Raw genomic sequence first — 16,215 nt, 5'->3', positions numbered from 1 at the left:
AATAAAAAAACCACTTCCCGAATCGGAAAGTGGTGGATGTGTCGACAGAAATATATACGGAACGACTCGCCACTTCCCTCCGCAGATGCTAATCTGTTCAGGTAATAAGGGTTTCAGAGCCACACTCTTTTCTCAGTCCTTGTGAAGGATTCCCCCAATGGTCAAAATATTTAGTTTTCAGAACTAGCGTATCACGTACGTAGTAGAAAGAAAAGAGTTTCTTTCATAATAGTAATAAAGCATCCAAATCGAGAATATCCAACGTTTTCATGCTGGACTGGCGAATCCAGCCCGATTCCTCGAATGCACTAAGTTTTCGACTAATCGTTTCAGGTGTCGTCCCGAGGTGGGAGGCGAGATCTTTGCGACTCATCGGTAATTCGACTGTCAATTGTTGTTGTTCTTCAGATAAGTCGGCTAGATATAGTGCGATACGTGTTTCTGCCGCTTCCATACCGATCCGCGCTGCCCGTTGTTCTGTCCGAGCGAGGCGAGAGGAGAATTCCTCTAACATCTTTAATGAAATCGCAGGATGTTTTTGTAAAAGTTGTTGCATTTGATCACGTTGAATAATACATAATTCCACGGGTTCAAGTGTTTCTGCATAGGCATCATGAGGTTTGGCATTGAATAACGACAGTTCACCTGTGAAATCTCCCGGTTCTAAAATTCGTACGAGTTGCTCCTTGCCGTTTTCTGACAGGCGGTATACTTTGATTCGTCCTTTATGCAAAATATATAAACCTTCGGAGCAGTCGCCTTCATTGTAAATGATTTTTCCACGTGGATGGGAAGTGTTTCGCGCGAGTCCTACCACGTGTTTCATCTGTTCAGTTTCCAAATGATTGAATAACGGAACGAGCGATACACACATATTTTGATCCGTCGTATTATTGTGGGGCTGTTGACTCATTCACTTTCACCTCGCTTATAGTTCGATTGGCTGGTTTGTCACTAGTATAGCGTATTAATCGAATGGCGTTCAATATAACCAAAAGTACACTGGCTTCGTGAATGAGCATGCCGGATGCTAAGAACACTTTGCCTAACAGTACACCGACCAACAGAAGGAAGACTGTGCCTACCGCAAAGAATGTATTTTGTTTCATGTTATTGACAGTCGCTTTCGATAAGGCGTAGGCATGGGCGAATTGATCAAGACGGTCTGCCATCAAGACGATATCCGCTGTTTCCATGGAAATGTCTGTTCCGCCTTTGCCCATAGCGAGTCCAATGTCCGCCGTGGCGATCGCAGGGGCATCGTTGATTCCGTCACCTGCCATGGCTACACGATGTCCAAGACTTTTCAACTTTTGAACGGCGGCTACTTTATCTTCAGGTAAAAGCTCCGCGTGGACACTGTCGAGACCAAGTTGTTGACCGACGAGACGGGCAGTGTGGACATTGTCGCCAGTTAGCATAATCATTTGTTTGATACCGCTTCTTCGTAATTTGGCCAAAGCAGCCTGTGCTTCCGGACGGATTTGATCCGCTATGGAAATAATACCTGCGATCTTTCCGTGAATGCTGATGAACACGGCCGTATTACCTGCTTTCTCCCGCTTGGATGCATAAGCTTCCACGTCACTAGAAATAGATATACCTTGCGAGGCCATCAGTTTTCGGTTGCCGGCTGCGAGTTGCTTGCCGTCTACTTCAGCAAGAATGCCGTTGCCTTTCATAACGTTTGCGTTACGTGCTTGATGTGTCAAGCCAATCAAGCGCTTCTTTGCTTCGCGGACAATCGTTTGACCGAGATGGTGTTCGGACAATAGTTCAACTTCTGCAGTGAGGCGCAGTAGCTCTTCTTTTTCGATACCAAAGCTATGGATATCAGTTACCTCTGGACGTCCTTTAGTCAATGTGCCTGTTTTATCAAAGACAACCGTGTCGATTTTCGCCAACTGTTCCATCACGTCGCCACCTTTAATGAGCACACCGTGTCTGGCTCCATTACCGATTCCCGCTACGATAGAAACGGGAGCGGAAATGACAAGAGCGCCAGGGCAAGCAATGACGAGGAAGGTTAATGTCATTTCAATGTTGCGTGTGAACAGATAGACGATCATCGATAAGACGACGATGGAAGGTGTATAGATGTTGGCGAATCGTTCAAGGAATTTTTGCGTTTTCGATTTGGCTTCCTGTGCTTCTTCGACTAGCTCGATAATACGAGCAAATGCTGTATCGTCACCTACGCGTTCTGCTATTATTTCGATATATCCATTGTCTACTAATGTACCACTGAACACTTGGTCGTCTAGCGATTTGGCTGCGGGTACAGATTCCCCTGTGATGGCTGCTTCATTTATAGAAGCATTGCCTGTAACAATCGGTCCGTCAACTGGCACTTGTTCTCCTGAGCGAACGATTACCCGGTCACCGACCACTACCTCATCAACAGCGATTGTCATGATTTTACCATCCCGAAAGACACTTGCTTCTAGTGGTGCCAGATCAATAAGGGCCTTAAGGGATGAGCGAGTTTTCTCCATTGTACGAATTTCAAGTAGCGCTCCGAATAAAAATAAGAACGTAACTGCAGCGGATTCTACATACTCACCAATAAATAGTGCACCGATTACCGCGATGGTCACGAGAAGTTCAATACTAAAAGCTTTCATGCGGATAGCTTTCCACGCCTTGATTGCAATCGGAGTACCCGCGATTAAAGTGGCCGCAATTAATGTAATTTGACGCGCGTCATGAAAGCTTGCGAAATGCAAGATGATCGCTGCTCCTAGCAAAATCGCGGATAGGGAAGTGATGCGTACGGTTTGCTTTGCGTTCATTTGAATGCCTCCTCTCTATGAGACTTTTTGATTGAGAACTGGATAGCCGAGTTTACTAATCAATTCCTGTAATTCATTGGCTTCTACGATAGATTCATCAAACTCGACTCGAACTTTACTTGAATGGAATAACACTTTTACTTGCTGTACGCCTTTGGCTCGGGAAAGTGCCCCTTCGATTTTCTTAACACAAGACGGGCAACTGAATGGTTCCATTAAAAATACAACTTTTTTCATTGATCTCATCCTCTTCTCTTATATTTGTTAACTAAAGTATAAGAGTATTTTGTCAAAACGACCTTGACGCACATCAACTTTTGTCAAACAATACTTTTTCTTCTCGTCAAAGTGCTTTATACTGAATAAGTAGTACACATTTATGAATAGAGGAGAATCGTACGGATGAAATTAACCTATTCTGGTAAAACGAAAGACGTCTACCGCTTGGAAGATGGCCACGTGCTATTGAAATTCAAGGATGATGTAACAGGGGAAGATGGTGTATTTGATCCAGGTGCCAACACAGTAGGCCTGACGATTGATGGTGCCGGGAAGTCTGGACTTCGCATGACGAAATACTTTTTCGAGAAATTGGAGGAGCAAAACGTACCGACGCATTACATCGATGCCGATCTGGATGAAGTGACGATGACGGTGAAGCCTGCTACGGTCTTTGGTAAAGGATTAGAAGTGATTTGTCGATACCGTGCGGTCGGAAGTTTCTTACGCAGATTCGGTGCGTATGCTGAAGAAGGACAAGTATTGGATGCATTCGTGGAAGTGACGCTAAAAGATGATGAACGTCAAGATCCACCCATTTCAGAAGATGCTTTGGCACAACTTCACATTTTGACGCATGAAGAATATGCAACTCTTAAAGATTTAACCAAGCAAATTTCTGAGGTAGTGCGAGCAGAGATGGCGGAAAAAGGCTTGGAGCTATATGATATCAAATTGGAATTCGGTCGCGATCCTGAGCGAAATATCATGTTGATCGATGAAATTTCAGGAGGCAATATGCGCGTTTATCGAGGCGATACATATATTGAACCAATGGAATTAGAGAAGATATTATTTTCATAAAATCCAACCGGAAACGAAAAATGTTTCCGGTTTTTTATTGTGGAAAGTGGGAAAGGGGGAGTGGACGCTCATTCAGGCGGCCGGAGCGCTCTATCGTGCTGCATTTTCGCTCTTAAATCACTGACAAGCGCTCTATAAGTCCTTGCAACCGCTCAATTTCACGAGTTAACCGCTCTATTTGGCCTACTATCCGCTCTTAGAACCCTAGCAGCATGTTAGAAAACTGTAGAATTGGGTACACTACACACTATGAGTTCATTATCCAAGCGGTAATGGACATCAATGTACATAACTTACACGGGGAGGTATTCAATTATGTGGAAATTACCTAGTATTGTATTGGGATCCGCGTTAATGATGGCGGCTTGCGGTGGCGCAGCAGATGAGGAAAAAGAAAAAGAACCGGTGAACGGCAGCGGTGATCCCGTCGTGGAAGAAGAGACGACAGCGGAGCCTGAAGTGATGGCGCCGGTGATAAATGTGGATGGAGAAGAAATCGGTTCCATAACGTTAACGCAAGGACCGTCTGGCGTAGCAATGGATGTGGACGTATCGGGCCTTGAGCCAGGGGAACACGGCATGCACTTCCATGAAACCGGAGTCTGTACAGCACCGGACTTTAAAGCATCTGCTGGCGGTCATTTCAACCCAACAGATAAAAAGCACGGATTGAATAATCCAGAAGGACATCACGCAGGTGACTTGGAGAATCTTGTGGCGGATGAAGATGGAAACGCAAAAGTTACGGTGACGACAGATGAAGTAACACTGGAGTCTGGAAAAGACAATTCATTACTCGATGAAGACGGAACAGCGTTGGTGATTCACGAGGGTCCGGATGATAACATCACAGATCCAGCAGGTAATTCAGGCGCGCCATTTGCTTGTGCAGAGATTACATCTGAGAGTATGAAGTAATAAGTAGAGCAGGATGTCCCGAGGCGTGGGGCATCCTTTTTTATGCGCATGTAAATATTGGTCAAGGTATAGGGGAAGTGGATAGGTAGTATTTACGGGGGCTCCCATCCTAATGAGAAGGCGCAAATCCCCATCTCTATCAGCCTCTCCATTCCCATAGACGAAAAAAAGAACGCCCTCCCGGAAAGGGCGTCCTGTTGATTATCGAATGATCGCGATAATCCCTTCTTCATCATCCAGCTTTAGCTGAATGCCTGCTGCCATCGGATCTTGATCGAGATACTGCTCAATCCAAAGGCGAAGCGCTTCGACAAGACGGGAGGTATTCAAATGATGCATCTTGCCATTAAGCTCGGCATCTGCTGAAAACCCAGTGTCTTCATCGTAAGCAAGTTCGACTTCCACGTCGTCTGGCATAGCACGTGACTCTTTTGCAATCAATACACAAACTGCATTTACTACGTCCTGTTCGTAGATTATCTGTTGTTCCATTGATTCATATCCTCGTTGCGTTTACGCTCTTTCTCTTTGAAGATCGCGAAAATCTTCCGAACCATGTAAATGATGAAGACAATCGCTAACACGTTAATCAACAAGCCCATAATGGACCCAAGCATCCCCATATTCGCAAACAAGCTGCCGAATAATAGACCCGCAAGTCCACCCACTAATAGACCTTTCATCAAGCCGCCACCCATACCGCCTGGCTTCTTCGCTGTGTTACCTGCTGTTGCTTTATCATTACTTTGATTGGTATCTTGTTTCTTTTCGGCTTTATTCGGTTGCACACGATTAGGTGTACTGAAACTCTTCTTACCAGACTTATAGCCACGTGCTTCAGCAGTAATTTCATCTTGGAAGATGATGTTCCCGATTGGCGACAAAATCAATGTCGCGGCGAGGAAAAATGCAGCAAGTTTTTTCAATTGATAATCTCCTTTAATGCTGTAATGAAGGTCTTGGATTTACCAAAGCCCTTGTCTTTATTTTACTGGATATCTTACCGTAATGAAAGGAAATTCCCTTACTTAGCGAAGAAGTTTTCTGTATAAAATGGCTGTTCTTTGTCATTAAAGTCTACACCGATCCCAAGGAACTGGTAGTCACGGATTAATATGTTTTCTCTATGGCCTTTTGAATTCATTAGACCTTCATGTGCAAAAATACTGCTTGACTGACCGTAAGCTAGGTTTTCACCCGCACTGACGAACGCCACTCCTTGCTTTTTCATCCGGTCGAAAGGGGACTCACCTTGCAAGTTTTCATGACTGAAGTAATCTTGTACTGCCATATCCGTACTGTGCAAACGTGCCGTTTCAGCCGCCAGTTCATCCCATGTTAAAATGGAGCGACCGTGTCGAACTCTTGCTGCGTTCGTCAAATCAAATAATTGCATCTCAAAGCCTTTACGCATCGCATCGTTTTTGGGGGCATAGAGGGCGGACTTTTTTTGCTCTAGTGAATCCGAGATTAATTGGACTGCGGTTACGGTATTGTCAGTGTGCAGATCATAAAAGACATAGATATACAGACCATCCGTATGAAAGATGTCCATGCCTTCATCGTTTTGCAGCTTATAAATGTTTGTCCCTTTACGTATTTCGGAAATCGGTGTGCCAAGACCTTCGCGTACTTCCGCTTTCGGCACACCGTACTCGATGCCGATGGATGAAGCGATGAGGCGATCGTTTGTATAGAGCGCATTGACGCGACGTTTGATATCGTATGACAACATGACGAAGTTCTGATAATTGTCATGGAACGTCAGCCACTCCGTTCCATATTCATTGACGGATTTCCGCGTAGGTTCACCGAGTTTTTCCTTCACTTGCGCTTCGGTTGTACCAATTTCGATATTGTGGATAGAAATAATGCCTGTTGCCGGTGCATCGAGCACGGGTTGGGCGACTTCCTCTGGGGGACTGCTTCCGGCAGCTTTATCGGAAACGAATGTGATTAACTCAACAATTGATTCTTTTGTATAGTCAAGCGCAGATCCAACTACTTCCTCGTTCAGCACGGTTTCTACTTTGGCATCAAGCGGGTCGAGAAATGATAAGTCCACGTATTGTGATACTGGACCTTCCCAGAAGGGCTTGAAAGCGTAGATGAGTACTGCGAGAAAGAGTAACTGAAACAGGCGTTTTATCATATGAAACCCACTCCTCATTCACATTATACTCTGTTTCCCCCTCAGCAATACAGTGGGAACTATGAATTGTTGAAAATATTCCTCCAGAGTAGCAGGAAAAAGGGTATACTAAAAAAAGAATGGAAGTTTGGAAGGAGTGGATGGCATGTTCGGTGGCGTGAGCAGTGTACCTTCCTGGTTTTATATAATCGCATTTGTAGTCGTCATATTGCTTGTCCTGATTACGGAATGGCGAACGAGATGAAGACTGAATTTCAGTAGAAAGAAGGAATACACATGTTAACATTTGAAGAAAAACAACAGATTATAGAAGAGTTCCCGCAGTTAGTGAAGAAAGAAGTGTCTATGAAGCGCTTGAACTATCATTATGAAGAGTCTTTGTATGATAAAACGGTTGTCGTGCAGCATTTGCACCCGAACGGCAATGCATTTGTCTACGTGGCAGATGTCAAAGGCTATGAAGCAGATGAACGCGGTCTAGTCAATGTACGCGAATACTCTGCAGATGAACTCCGTACAGTCATCCGCGCGGCAATTGAAGGATTGGCGACAGAGGTCCAGGCGCCTGAAACTATCGCGGAAACATGGCAGAATTCCAATGGTCAAATGCTGACACTTCTTGAAGAAGATGGCTTCTTTAATATTTATCATGAAGTCAACTTGGAAGAGGGCTTCGGAGATTACGGTGAGGCGGCAAGTTATTTGAAAGAAGAAGGCTTTTCCGTCAAAACGAAATAACAGCTATAGAGGTGAGAGTGAATGAAGGGAAAAACAGTTGCGATTTGGCTGATCGTGGTGTTGATTGTGGCGGTAGTGGGCGTCGTGTTAATGGTTCAGGCTACTTTCAAAAATAATCCTACACAAAAAAATCATCAATCCATGGACAACCAGTCGTACACCCAAATCGGTACGTTTGGCTGGCAATAATCTATGAACGACTGTCGGGTATATACTATACTCGGCAGTTTTTTTGCGGTGCGGCGTTGGTGGTTGTGTAGGGTGACATCACAACCGCGCCAAAGTCGACTACGACCGCGCTATGATCGACCATTACCGCGCTATACCTATCACTTATCGCGCTAAACTCTCAATAGATCGCGCTATACTACGTTATAACCGCGCAAAAGCTACCTAACACCGCGCCATAGCAATGAAAAGAAATGCATAAAAAAAACCACTTCCTAAAAAGGAAGTGGTTTGTATAGGTTAATTAGTTTTTAGTAACGTTAGTTGCTTGAAGTCCGCGTTGTCCTTGTTCGATCTCGAAAGTAACGTCTTGACCTTCTTCAAGAGTTTTGAAGCCATCACCTTGGATAGCTGAGAAGTGTACGAATACGTCGTCGCCATCTTCACGTTCGATGAAGCCATAACCTTTTTCTGCGTTAAACCATTTTACTTTACCTTGTTCCATGTTTGTTTCCTCCTCGTGCACACTCGTGTACACATTGTATTACTATCCTTGCTCAATTTCTAAAAAACGGTCAAGATACATCGTAGACCAACGTCGAACAAAAATAATTCTTCTTTATCATAACAAGAAAATCCAGAAATGGCAAGTGGAAAGATTGGTTCGAAGGATTGAACGACTAGATTTCCATGTCATTATAGGAATAGTGTGAATAGTTTATAGATGACTGCAGCCATTACTGCAGAGATGGGCATTGTGATAATCCATGTCAACACAATCTTCTGTGCGACTCCCCATTTCACGCCTTTCAAGCGTTGCGCTGAACCGACTCCCATAATAGAAGAAGAGATTACGTGCGTCGTACTGACAGGTAAATGAATAAGGGTAGCACCGAAAATAATAACTGCGGAGTTCAAGTCTGACGCAATCCCGTGAATCGGCCGGATTTTCATGATCTTCCCGCCGACGGTTTTGATGATCTTATAACCGCCGATTGACGTACCGATTCCCATTGCAGTAGCCGCTGCAACCCGTACCCATAATTGGATATCATCAGTTGTCTGTAATTCTGCTGCTATCAAAGCCATCGTAATAATCCCCATCGCTTTTTGCGCGTCATTTGTACCGTGCGTGAACGATTGAATCGCAGCCGTTCCGATTTGCATGTACCGAATACGGCGGTTCGCTTTGAATAAATTACGGTTCTTTAAGACCACACGTAATATGGTCATGACAAGAAATCCACCAACTAGCGCAATGATAGGAGATAGCAGCAGTGCTTGAAGTATTTTGATGAAGCCGCTGTAATTCAGAATACCAAAACCCGCCGCTGCAATCGCTGAACCAGCAATGGAGCCGATCAGTGTATGGGAAGAGCTGGAGGGGATTCCGAAATACCATGTGATCAAGTTCCAAGTAATCGCAGAAACGAGTGCTGCCAAAATGACGAGAGATCCGTTTTCCAATACGAATGGATCAACGATATCCTTCGTAATGGTTTTCGCTACGCCTGTGAATGTCAGCGCACCGACGAAGTTCATCGTAGCGGCAAGCATGATCGCCGTCCGAGGCTTCAATGCGCGTGTCGATACGGACGTAGCGATCGCGTTGGCTGTATCATGGAAACCATTGATGAAATCGAAAGCTAAAGCAAATATTACGACGAGAATGGTTAGTATGAGAATGGTATCCATCGGTCAGGACTCCTTATGCGTTGCGCATGATGATGGTTTCAATATTATTTGCTACGTCTTGACAAAAGTCTGCCGTATCCTCAAGCAGTTCATACAGATCTTTCAGTTGAATGATGCGGATCGGATCTTTTTCGCGAAGGAACATTTGCTTAATGGAAGTTCGTAAAACTTCATCACAAATACGTTCGTACTCTTTGATTTGCACAGCATGTGGACGCATTTCGACCAACTTTTTCTTCGTTAGCCATTCCATCGCAAGAACGATTTCATCGGTACTTTTCATAATGTTGTGGACGAACTTCTGCATGTATTCATCGATTTCAATGAGAGAGAACATTTCAAGGTTTGCAAGAAAATGCTCCATGCCATCTAAGATATCATCCATAGCAATCGCGATGTTCAGAATATCTTCCCGTTCAATAGGTGTCATGAACGACGTATTTAGTTTTGTGATCAATTCATGAATCAGCGTGTCGCCTGCTGTTTCATATTCTTTCATTCGAATGCTGATTTCTTTCAGATCTGAAACGGAATGGACTTTAGAATCGTTCGCATAGTGCATAGATGCCTGTACATGTTTCGCGATGTCTAATAATGCTGTGAAAAATGGATCGGGTTTACGTGGACTTAGCATTTGAATTCCTCCATTTATAGATGACATCGATAGTGATTACATCATACAAAATACATCTGTAAAAAGATAGCGGACAGTGTAGAAATTACGCGGAATTTTGGCGGGTTTTCGTTAATAAAAATTTGTAAACATAATTGGGGCTTTACTTAGTGGAATATTGTTAAGTTATTGTAAAGATGAATTAGAATCATTGAAAATAACTGTGGACATGAGATGATCGACAGTAAAGGATTACATAAACGGAAAGGAGATTGAAATGGAGCATACTATGGCCTTTTCTATAAAAAGACTAGTAGAACTATTTATCGTATCACTAAAACTAGGACTGACCTCTTTTGGCGGCCCTACTGCACATTTAGGTTATTTTCATGAAGAGTATGTGCGAAAACGGAAGTGGATGGACGAAAAAAGTTATGCGGATTTAGTGGCGTTGGCACAATTTCTTCCGGGTCCGGCAAGCAGTCAGGTAGGGATTGGCATCGGCGTGGCACGAGCAGGGGTGTTAGGCGGACTGGTTTCCTTTCTAGGCTTTACCATGCCATCCGTAGTAGCGTTGATCTTGTTTGCTACGCTTCTAGCAGGCACGGATATGAGTCAGGCTGGTTGGCTGCATGGATTGAAGATCGTGGCTGTGGCGATCGTTGCGCATGCTGTCCTAGGAATGGCGAAGAATTTAACACCGGACGTCAAGCGAAAGGCCATTGCGTTACTTGCGCTCGTCGTCACACTGTTATGGCAAGCAGCTTTCACGCAAGTCAGTGTGATTGTCATAGCTGGACTTGTGGGATTATGGCTATTCAAAGTACATGATCCGTCCGATGCTGCTTCAATGAAATTTCTCGTATCAAAGAAAATGGGAGTTATTTGTTTAACACTGTTTTTCACTTTGCTCGGTATATTGCCGGTACTTCGCGAACTAACTGGTTCTTACTGGATTGCAGTATTCGATAGTTTTTATCGATCAGGTGCGCTCGTATTCGGAGGAGGACACGTCGTCTTGCCTTTATTGGAACAGGAATTGGTACCGGTTGGATGGATCGGAAGCGAGTCATTTCTAGCCGGTTACGGTGCGACGCAAGCGGTTCCGGGACCGTTGTTTACGTTTGCTGCCTATCTCGGTGCAGTAATGAACGGTTGGCAAGGTGGATTATTCGCGACCGTTGCAATTTTCTTGCCCGCATTTCTTTTGATTGTCGGTGCTCTGCCTTTTTGGGATGCCTTACGCAATCATCCGAAAATCAAAGGAGCCGTTATGGGTGTCAATGCTGCGGTTATCGGAATTTTACTCTCGGCGCTATACAATCCAATTTGGACAAGCTCCATTTTACGGGCGGAGGATTTCGCATTGGCAGCGATTTTATTCAGTATGCTGACCTTTTGGAAGATGCCTCCTTGGCTCGTCGTGCTAGCCGGGGCGCTAGGCGGAACTTTACTCTCCATATGGTAGAAAGCAACCAAATGCGGTGGCTTTTTGTTATACTGAATGAATTCTAAAGAAGAAAAGGGTTTTGTACATATGAATACTTCATTACAAAAAAGACTTCCATTGCCAACGGTTTGGCTTGTGCTATTGCTCGGCTCGTTGTCAGCATTCGGTCCGCTGTCGATGGATATGTATTTACCGGGATTGCCCATTGTGGCGGATGATCTACACGCTTCGACATCGCTCGTCCAATTAAGTCTGACAGCCTGTTTAATCGGTTTAGGCGCAGGCCAGCTCATTTTCGGTCCGTTAAGTGATATTTACGGCAGACGGAAGCCGCTCGTCATTACGCTCATAGTGTACGCAGTTGCTTCGGTATTATGTGCGTTTAGTCCGAACATCTGGATTTTTGTGGCACTGCGTTTCGTTCAAGGTATGACAGGCGCTGCGGGAATTGTGATCGCGAGAGCCTGCGCACGTGATTTATATGTAGGAAATGAATTAACGAAATTCATGGCGATGCTATCGATCGTCAGTGGTGCAGCACCTATTCTTGCGCCCATTGTAGGCGGTGTCGTGCTGAACTATGCTTCGTGGCAAGCGGTGTTCTTTTTACTTGGAGTCATCGGTTTATTGATGTTTGTATCCACAGCCTGTTTCTTACCGGATACGTTGCCAGTTGAAGAACGTGCAGACAGCGGAATGCTTGCAGTTGTTAAGACGTTTAGCGGTCTACTAAAGGATAAGTGGTTCATAGGCATCGCGTTGACGCAAGGCTTGATCATGTCGAGCATGTTCGCGTACATTGCGGGATCACCGTTCGTTTTACAGAATATGTATGATGTGACAGCGCAACAGTTTTCCTTGTTCTTCGCGCTGAATGGTATCGGTATTATCACAGCGGCACAATTGACGGGTCGACTTTCGGGCAGGATTCACGAGGTGAAGTTCTTGCGCGCGGGCGTGTTGATGTCGTTCGCAGCAAGTATTTTACTGTTGTTGACAGTCTGGAATGAATGGCCACTTGCAGTGATTGCGACGGCGTTGTTCTTTATGGTGTCGAGCGTTGGTTTAGTATCCCCAGCGGCATTTTCACTTGCCATGCAAAGTCAGGGGAAATCAGCAGGAAGCGCAGCGGCGTTTCTCGGGCTGATGCCTTTCATCGGCGGTGCAACGGTTTCGCCACTAGTAGGTCTAGCGGGTGACAGTTCGGCTTGGCCGCTTAGTATCGTGGTGTTGACATGCAGTACAGGTGCTTTGGTGATGTTCTTTACAGTGGTTCAGAAAGCGTTTCGATTGCAAGAGGTTTGAGTAGAGGGGCTGGCAGTAAGTTGGGGGTTAGGGATTGATGCTTCGGAGGGGACGCTTTCCTAGAAGGCTCGCCTGTCGAGCTGATCCTCTGGGAGTCGCCCCTCCTACGCGCCAATCCCTTGCAATGCGGGTGGGTGATACTTGTTGTTGTGCATTGAAGTAAGTGGTGTAATCGATTCTATATTTGAACTTGGGAAGCCCTTGAACTTAAACCAGGTTCAAGGGCTTCACTAATTTACATACTATCGACAGAATGTGATCTACGTCCTCCTACTTACCCCGTAGGATTGAAGCGGAAGCTGGCGGCGACTCCCGATGGATCAGCCCGATCAGGTGAGACAACCATAGAGAGCCTGCGAACTGGTTGGCTCACCGCGGGCCCATGGGAAAGCGTCCGCCAGCTGGAGCTTCAATCCCTTCACACACACCAAGTAACACACACTCCCAACCCTTTTTAATTCAAATTTGCATGAAAATAAGGCATGATAGAGATAGAGAGTCTGATTATTACTTTGAAAGGTGGATGTAAAGATGGAATATCGTATTGAGCATGACACGTTCGGAGAAATACAAGTACCAGCAGATAAGTTATGGGGTGCGCAGACGCAGCGCAGTAAACACAACTTTAAAATCGGCGGGGAACGCATTCCGCTTGGTGTAATCCAAGCCTTTGCCCATTTGAAGAAATCAGCAGCAATCGCAAGCCATTCATTCGGCAATCTGTCCGAAGTGAAAATGAAAGCCATTAAAGCAGCAGCAGAAGAGGTCATCGAAGGCAAATGGGACGAGCACTTCCCATTGGTTGTGTGGCAAACAGGAAGCGGTACGCAGTCGAACATGAATATGAACGAAGTACTCGCTAACCGTGGTAACCAGTTGCTTGAGGAGTGGGGCGAGGAAGAACGCCTGCATCCGAATGATGATGTCAATAAATCACAAAGCTCGAACGATACATTCCCAACAGCACTACACGTGGCGGGAGTTATTGCGGTAGAGCGCGAAGTATTGCCAGCAATCGATAAATTAGCGGCAACACTTCAGAAAAAATCCGAAGACTTCGCAGATATTATTAAAATCGGACGTACGCATTTGCAGGACGCGACGCCATTAACATTAGGACAAGAAATTAGCGGCTGGCACAAAATGCTAGAAAAAACGCACAGTATGCTAGAAACAAGTGTCCAGACGATGAAAGAACTCGCAATCGGCGGTACAGCAGTTGGGACGGGACTTAACGCGCCAGCTGGATTCGGTGAAAAAGTAGCGGAAGAAATTTCGAAGTCCGTGGGCATCGAGTTTACATCTGCGGAGAATAAGTTCCATGCCTTGACGAGCTACGATGAAGTCGTTTACACACACGGCGCACTGAAAGCATTGGCTGCAGACTTGATGAAAGTAGCGAATGACGTACGTTGGTTGGCAAGCGGACCACGTTCGGGTATCGGTGAAATTACGATTCCGGAAAACGAACCAGGCAGCTCGATTATGCCAGGTAAAGTGAATCCGACACAAAGTGAAGCGTTGACGATGGTTGTGGCGCAAGTAATGGGGAACGACGCAACGATCGGTTTTTCAGCGAGCCAAGGGAACTTTGAATTGAACGTCTTCAAACCAGTGATTATTTACAACTTCCTACAATCAGCGAAATTACTTGCTGACGGTATGATCAGCTTCAACGATAACTGTGCGGTAGGAATTGAACCGAACCGTGAAGAAATCGACAATAAAGTGAAAAACTCCTTGATGCTAGTCACAGCATTGAATCCACATATCGGCTATGAAAACGCGGCGAAAATTGCGAAGAAGGCTCATACAGAAGGTACGACGCTGAAAGAAGCAGCACTATCTACTGGTTTATTGACAGAAGCGCAATTTGACGAATATGTAGACCCAAGCAAAATGACGGGCAACTCGTAATTGTCATGAATTTGTGCGCTTGTTGTTCCCGCAAATTTTGTATACTAAAGACATAACCTCTATACGAAGGAGTCTTGAATATACATGAAAAAGAAGTTACTTGCAGGACTAGCAGCACTAACATTGGCGCTTGCAGCATGTGGAAACGGCGCTACAGAAAAGCCAGCTGAAGTAAATCCACAAGATTCACAGGCAGAAGCAGGACATGATCACGCAAATCATTTACCGAACGGCGACTTGCAGGAAGTAACTGCTTCAGCGGATATTTTGCCTTCATTCTTAGATGATAAGCCAGAAGATATGCGCAAAGTCTATCAAGTGGCGGCCAACGCGACGGAAATCTTGGAATACATGCCTTGCTATTGCGGTTGCGGAGATAGTGCTGGACACAAGAGTAATATGAATTGTTTCTTGGATGAAGTGCGCGAAGATGGCTCTGTTGTATGGGACGACCACGGCACTCGCTGCCTAGTTTGCCTAGAGATCGCAGTGAAATCTGTGCAAATGAAGCAAGATGGAAAGTCGATGAAAGAAATCCGTGACGCGATTGACGCAGAATACGGTAACGGAGATTATGCGAAACCGACAAATACTCCAATGCCTGCATGATTGATGAATTAATTTAGGCTGCAGATCCACTCTTTTAATGAGAGTGGGTCTGCAGTTTTTTGTATTTTGCTCAAAGCCCGCGGCCTTACACTTTACACCCATACAATCTATCGCCGCGCCATCTAGTTCTTGGCATTCGCAGCGCGCGCTCAATGAATCACGCTATCCGCTCAATGTAATCCCGCAAGCGCTCTATGCGTAACGATATCCGCTCAATCGCAATCCGCATCCGCTCATAGTTCCACGTTACTCGCTCAATGAGGTCTTACATCCGCTCAATGCCCGCGGCCCTACACTTTACACCCACACAATCTATCGCCGCGCCATCTAGTTCTTGGCATTCGCAGCATCCGCTCAATGAATCACGTTACCCGCTCAATGTAATCCCACGAGCGCTCTATGCGTAACGTCACCCGCTCAATCACGATCCGCATCCGCTCATAGTTCCACGTTACTCGCTCAATGAACCCACGCATCCGCTCAATGCCCGCGGCCCTACACTTTACACCCACACAATCTATCGCCGCGCCATTTTATCTTCGGCATTCGCAGCATCCGCTCAATGAATCACGTTACCCGCTCAATGTAGTCCCGCAAGCGCTCTATGCGTAACGTCACCCGCTCAATCACGATCCGTATCCGCTCATAGTTTGGGGTTTAGCGCTCTATATGGATGGAGAACCGCTCTACATCAAAAATTCATCCCCCAAAAAAGCACCACATCTATTCATATCATTGGCAAGCTAAATGGATGTGGTATAATTTAGTTAAATTA

At 45.3% G+C, this 16,215-nt stretch carries 17 protein-coding genes and 1 riboswitch; of the genes, 8 read left to right on the top strand and 9 right to left on the bottom strand.

Features of this window, described 5'->3' with window-relative positions; genetic code table 11:
* Positions 1 to 57 precede the first annotated feature (57 nt).
* A riboswitch (TPP riboswitch) is annotated at positions 58 to 166 on the bottom strand.
* Between the two features lie 57 nt (positions 167 to 223).
* Genes CSV63_RS11260 through CSV63_RS11250 form a run of 3 tightly spaced genes read right to left on the bottom strand, consistent with a single transcriptional unit; the run spans position 224 to position 3,029 of the window.
* Entirely contained in the window at positions 224 to 913 is a 690-nt protein-coding gene (locus CSV63_RS11260) for a Crp/Fnr family transcriptional regulator (RefSeq protein WP_099695886.1), read from the bottom strand.
* Positions 891 to 2,792, bottom strand: coding sequence for a heavy metal translocating P-type ATPase (locus tag CSV63_RS11255; RefSeq protein ID WP_099695885.1), 1,902 nt, complete (start codon positions 2,790 to 2,792; stop codon positions 891 to 893). Before CSV63_RS11255 ends, CSV63_RS11260 begins: the two co-directional genes overlap by 23 nt.
* Before the next feature lie 15 nt (positions 2,793 to 2,807).
* Positions 2,808 to 3,029 carry a heavy-metal-associated domain-containing protein gene (locus tag CSV63_RS11250; RefSeq protein WP_099695884.1) on the bottom strand — a complete coding sequence of 74 codons (222 nt, stop codon included), beginning with the start codon at positions 3,027 to 3,029 and terminating at the stop codon, positions 2,808 to 2,810.
* A 165-nt stretch (positions 3,030 to 3,194) separates the two neighbouring features.
* Between CSV63_RS11250 and CSV63_RS11245 the strand changes: the two genes are divergently transcribed.
* Both CSV63_RS11245 and CSV63_RS11240 read left to right on the top strand, forming a co-directional pair.
* Positions 3,195 to 3,875: a phosphoribosylaminoimidazolesuccinocarboxamide synthase gene (locus CSV63_RS11245; RefSeq protein WP_099695883.1), complete on the top strand. Its 681-nt coding sequence runs from the start codon at positions 3,195 to 3,197 to the stop codon at positions 3,873 to 3,875.
* 315 nt (positions 3,876 to 4,190) lie between these two features.
* A complete protein-coding gene (locus CSV63_RS11240) occupies positions 4,191 to 4,793 on the top strand; it encodes a superoxide dismutase family protein (RefSeq protein WP_233192057.1) in 603 nt (200 codons plus the stop codon).
* A gap of 201 nt (positions 4,794 to 4,994) precedes the next feature.
* On the opposite strand, the gene CSV63_RS11235 is transcribed toward CSV63_RS11240, so the two are convergent.
* The 3 genes from CSV63_RS11235 to CSV63_RS11225 form a co-directional block, all read right to left on the bottom strand.
* Positions 4,995 to 5,285 carry a DUF2653 family protein gene (locus tag CSV63_RS11235; protein ID WP_099695881.1) on the bottom strand — a complete coding sequence of 97 codons (291 nt, stop codon included), beginning with the start codon at positions 5,283 to 5,285 and terminating at the stop codon, positions 4,995 to 4,997.
* Positions 5,270 to 5,719 (bottom strand): hypothetical protein, encoded by a 450-nt coding sequence (locus CSV63_RS11230; protein WP_099695880.1) that lies wholly within the window; start codon positions 5,717 to 5,719, stop codon positions 5,270 to 5,272. Before CSV63_RS11230 ends, CSV63_RS11235 begins: the two co-directional genes overlap by 16 nt.
* A gap of 98 nt (positions 5,720 to 5,817) precedes the next feature.
* Positions 5,818 to 6,945: a CAP domain-containing protein gene (locus tag CSV63_RS11225; RefSeq protein WP_099695879.1), complete on the bottom strand. Its 1,128-nt coding sequence runs from the start codon at positions 6,943 to 6,945 to the stop codon at positions 5,818 to 5,820.
* A 276-nt stretch (positions 6,946 to 7,221) separates the two neighbouring features.
* On the opposite strand from CSV63_RS11225, the gene CSV63_RS11220 reads away from it, so the two are divergent.
* Both CSV63_RS11220 and CSV63_RS16525 read left to right on the top strand, forming a co-directional pair.
* Positions 7,222 to 7,683: a hypothetical protein gene (locus CSV63_RS11220; RefSeq protein ID WP_099695878.1), complete on the top strand. Its 462-nt coding sequence runs from the start codon at positions 7,222 to 7,224 to the stop codon at positions 7,681 to 7,683.
* 21 nt (positions 7,684 to 7,704) lie between these two features.
* A complete protein-coding gene (locus tag CSV63_RS16525) occupies positions 7,705 to 7,872 on the top strand; it encodes a hypothetical protein (protein ID WP_158233959.1) in 168 nt (55 codons plus the stop codon).
* A 283-nt stretch (positions 7,873 to 8,155) separates the two neighbouring features.
* Here CSV63_RS16525 and CSV63_RS11215 read toward each other — a convergent pair whose 3' ends face one another.
* The 3 genes from CSV63_RS11215 to CSV63_RS11205 form a co-directional block, all read right to left on the bottom strand.
* Complete coding sequence (locus CSV63_RS11215) at positions 8,156 to 8,356, bottom strand: cold-shock protein (RefSeq protein WP_099695877.1); 201 nt, start codon at positions 8,354 to 8,356, stop codon at positions 8,156 to 8,158.
* Positions 8,357 to 8,547: 191 nt separating this feature from the next.
* Positions 8,548 to 9,546: an inorganic phosphate transporter gene (locus tag CSV63_RS11210; RefSeq protein WP_099695876.1), complete on the bottom strand. Its 999-nt coding sequence runs from the start codon at positions 9,544 to 9,546 to the stop codon at positions 8,548 to 8,550.
* A gap of 13 nt (positions 9,547 to 9,559) precedes the next feature.
* Positions 9,560 to 10,180: a DUF47 domain-containing protein gene (locus tag CSV63_RS11205; RefSeq protein ID WP_099695875.1), complete on the bottom strand. Its 621-nt coding sequence runs from the start codon at positions 10,178 to 10,180 to the stop codon at positions 9,560 to 9,562.
* 256 nt (positions 10,181 to 10,436) lie between these two features.
* Here CSV63_RS11205 and chrA point away from each other — a divergent pair, with 256 nt between their 5' ends.
* The 4 genes from chrA to CSV63_RS11185 all read left to right on the top strand — a co-directional run bounded on the left by chrA (position 10,437) and on the right by CSV63_RS11185 (position 15,440).
* Positions 10,437 to 11,627 carry a chromate efflux transporter gene (chrA, locus tag CSV63_RS11200; protein ID WP_099695874.1) on the top strand — a complete coding sequence of 397 codons (1,191 nt, stop codon included), beginning with the start codon at positions 10,437 to 10,439 and terminating at the stop codon, positions 11,625 to 11,627.
* Positions 11,628 to 11,696: 69 nt separating this feature from the next.
* Positions 11,697 to 12,914, top strand: coding sequence for a multidrug effflux MFS transporter (locus CSV63_RS11195; protein ID WP_099695994.1), 1,218 nt, complete (start codon positions 11,697 to 11,699; stop codon positions 12,912 to 12,914).
* Between the two features lie 531 nt (positions 12,915 to 13,445).
* Positions 13,446 to 14,831 carry a class II fumarate hydratase gene (gene fumC / locus CSV63_RS11190; RefSeq protein ID WP_099631940.1) on the top strand — a complete coding sequence of 462 codons (1,386 nt, stop codon included), beginning with the start codon at positions 13,446 to 13,448 and terminating at the stop codon, positions 14,829 to 14,831.
* A gap of 84 nt (positions 14,832 to 14,915) precedes the next feature.
* Positions 14,916 to 15,440, top strand: coding sequence for a PCYCGC motif-containing (lipo)protein (locus CSV63_RS11185; protein ID WP_099695873.1), 525 nt, complete (start codon positions 14,916 to 14,918; stop codon positions 15,438 to 15,440).
* The last annotated feature ends 775 nt before the right edge of the window (positions 15,441 to 16,215 follow it).

The sequence above is a fragment of the Sporosarcina sp. P34 genome (assembly GCF_002743375.1).
Classification (GTDB): domain Bacteria; phylum Bacillota; class Bacilli; order Bacillales_A; family Planococcaceae; genus Sporosarcina.
The sequence above is the reverse complement of the archived record's forward strand: the minus strand, read 5'-3'. Positions and strand labels throughout refer to the sequence as shown.

Excerpts from the sequence above, each read along its gene's own strand:
- fumC (WP_099631940.1), top strand. The coding sequence starts at position 13,446 with ATGGAATATCGTATTGAGCATGACACGTTCGGAGAAATACAAGTACCA.
- CSV63_RS11215 (WP_099695877.1), bottom strand. The coding sequence starts at position 8,356 with ATGGAACAAGGTAAAGTAAAATGGTTTAACGCAGAAAAAGGTTATGGC.
- CSV63_RS11260 (WP_099695886.1), bottom strand. The coding sequence starts at position 913 with ATGAGTCAACAGCCCCACAATAATACGACGGATCAAAATATGTGTGTA.
- CSV63_RS11210 (WP_099695876.1), bottom strand. The coding sequence starts at position 9,546 with ATGGATACCATTCTCATACTAACCATTCTCGTCGTAATATTTGCTTTA.
- CSV63_RS11185 (WP_099695873.1), top strand. The coding sequence starts at position 14,916 with ATGAAAAAGAAGTTACTTGCAGGACTAGCAGCACTAACATTGGCGCTT.
- CSV63_RS11250 (WP_099695884.1), bottom strand. The coding sequence starts at position 3,029 with ATGAAAAAAGTTGTATTTTTAATGGAACCATTCAGTTGCCCGTCTTGT.
- CSV63_RS11205 (WP_099695875.1), bottom strand. The coding sequence starts at position 10,180 with ATGCTAAGTCCACGTAAACCCGATCCATTTTTCACAGCATTATTAGAC.
- CSV63_RS11255 (WP_099695885.1), bottom strand. The coding sequence starts at position 2,792 with ATGAACGCAAAGCAAACCGTACGCATCACTTCCCTATCCGCGATTTTG.
- CSV63_RS16525 (WP_158233959.1), top strand. The coding sequence starts at position 7,705 with ATGAAGGGAAAAACAGTTGCGATTTGGCTGATCGTGGTGTTGATTGTG.
- CSV63_RS11195 (WP_099695994.1), top strand. The coding sequence starts at position 11,697 with ATGAATACTTCATTACAAAAAAGACTTCCATTGCCAACGGTTTGGCTT.
- CSV63_RS11240 (WP_233192057.1), top strand. The coding sequence starts at position 4,191 with ATGTGGAAATTACCTAGTATTGTATTGGGATCCGCGTTAATGATGGCG.
- chrA (WP_099695874.1), top strand. The coding sequence starts at position 10,437 with ATGGAGCATACTATGGCCTTTTCTATAAAAAGACTAGTAGAACTATTT.
- CSV63_RS11225 (WP_099695879.1), bottom strand. The coding sequence starts at position 6,945 with ATGATAAAACGCCTGTTTCAGTTACTCTTTCTCGCAGTACTCATCTAC.
- CSV63_RS11245 (WP_099695883.1), top strand. The coding sequence starts at position 3,195 with ATGAAATTAACCTATTCTGGTAAAACGAAAGACGTCTACCGCTTGGAA.
- CSV63_RS11220 (WP_099695878.1), top strand. The coding sequence starts at position 7,222 with ATGTTAACATTTGAAGAAAAACAACAGATTATAGAAGAGTTCCCGCAG.
- CSV63_RS11235 (WP_099695881.1), bottom strand. The coding sequence starts at position 5,285 with ATGGAACAACAGATAATCTACGAACAGGACGTAGTAAATGCAGTTTGT.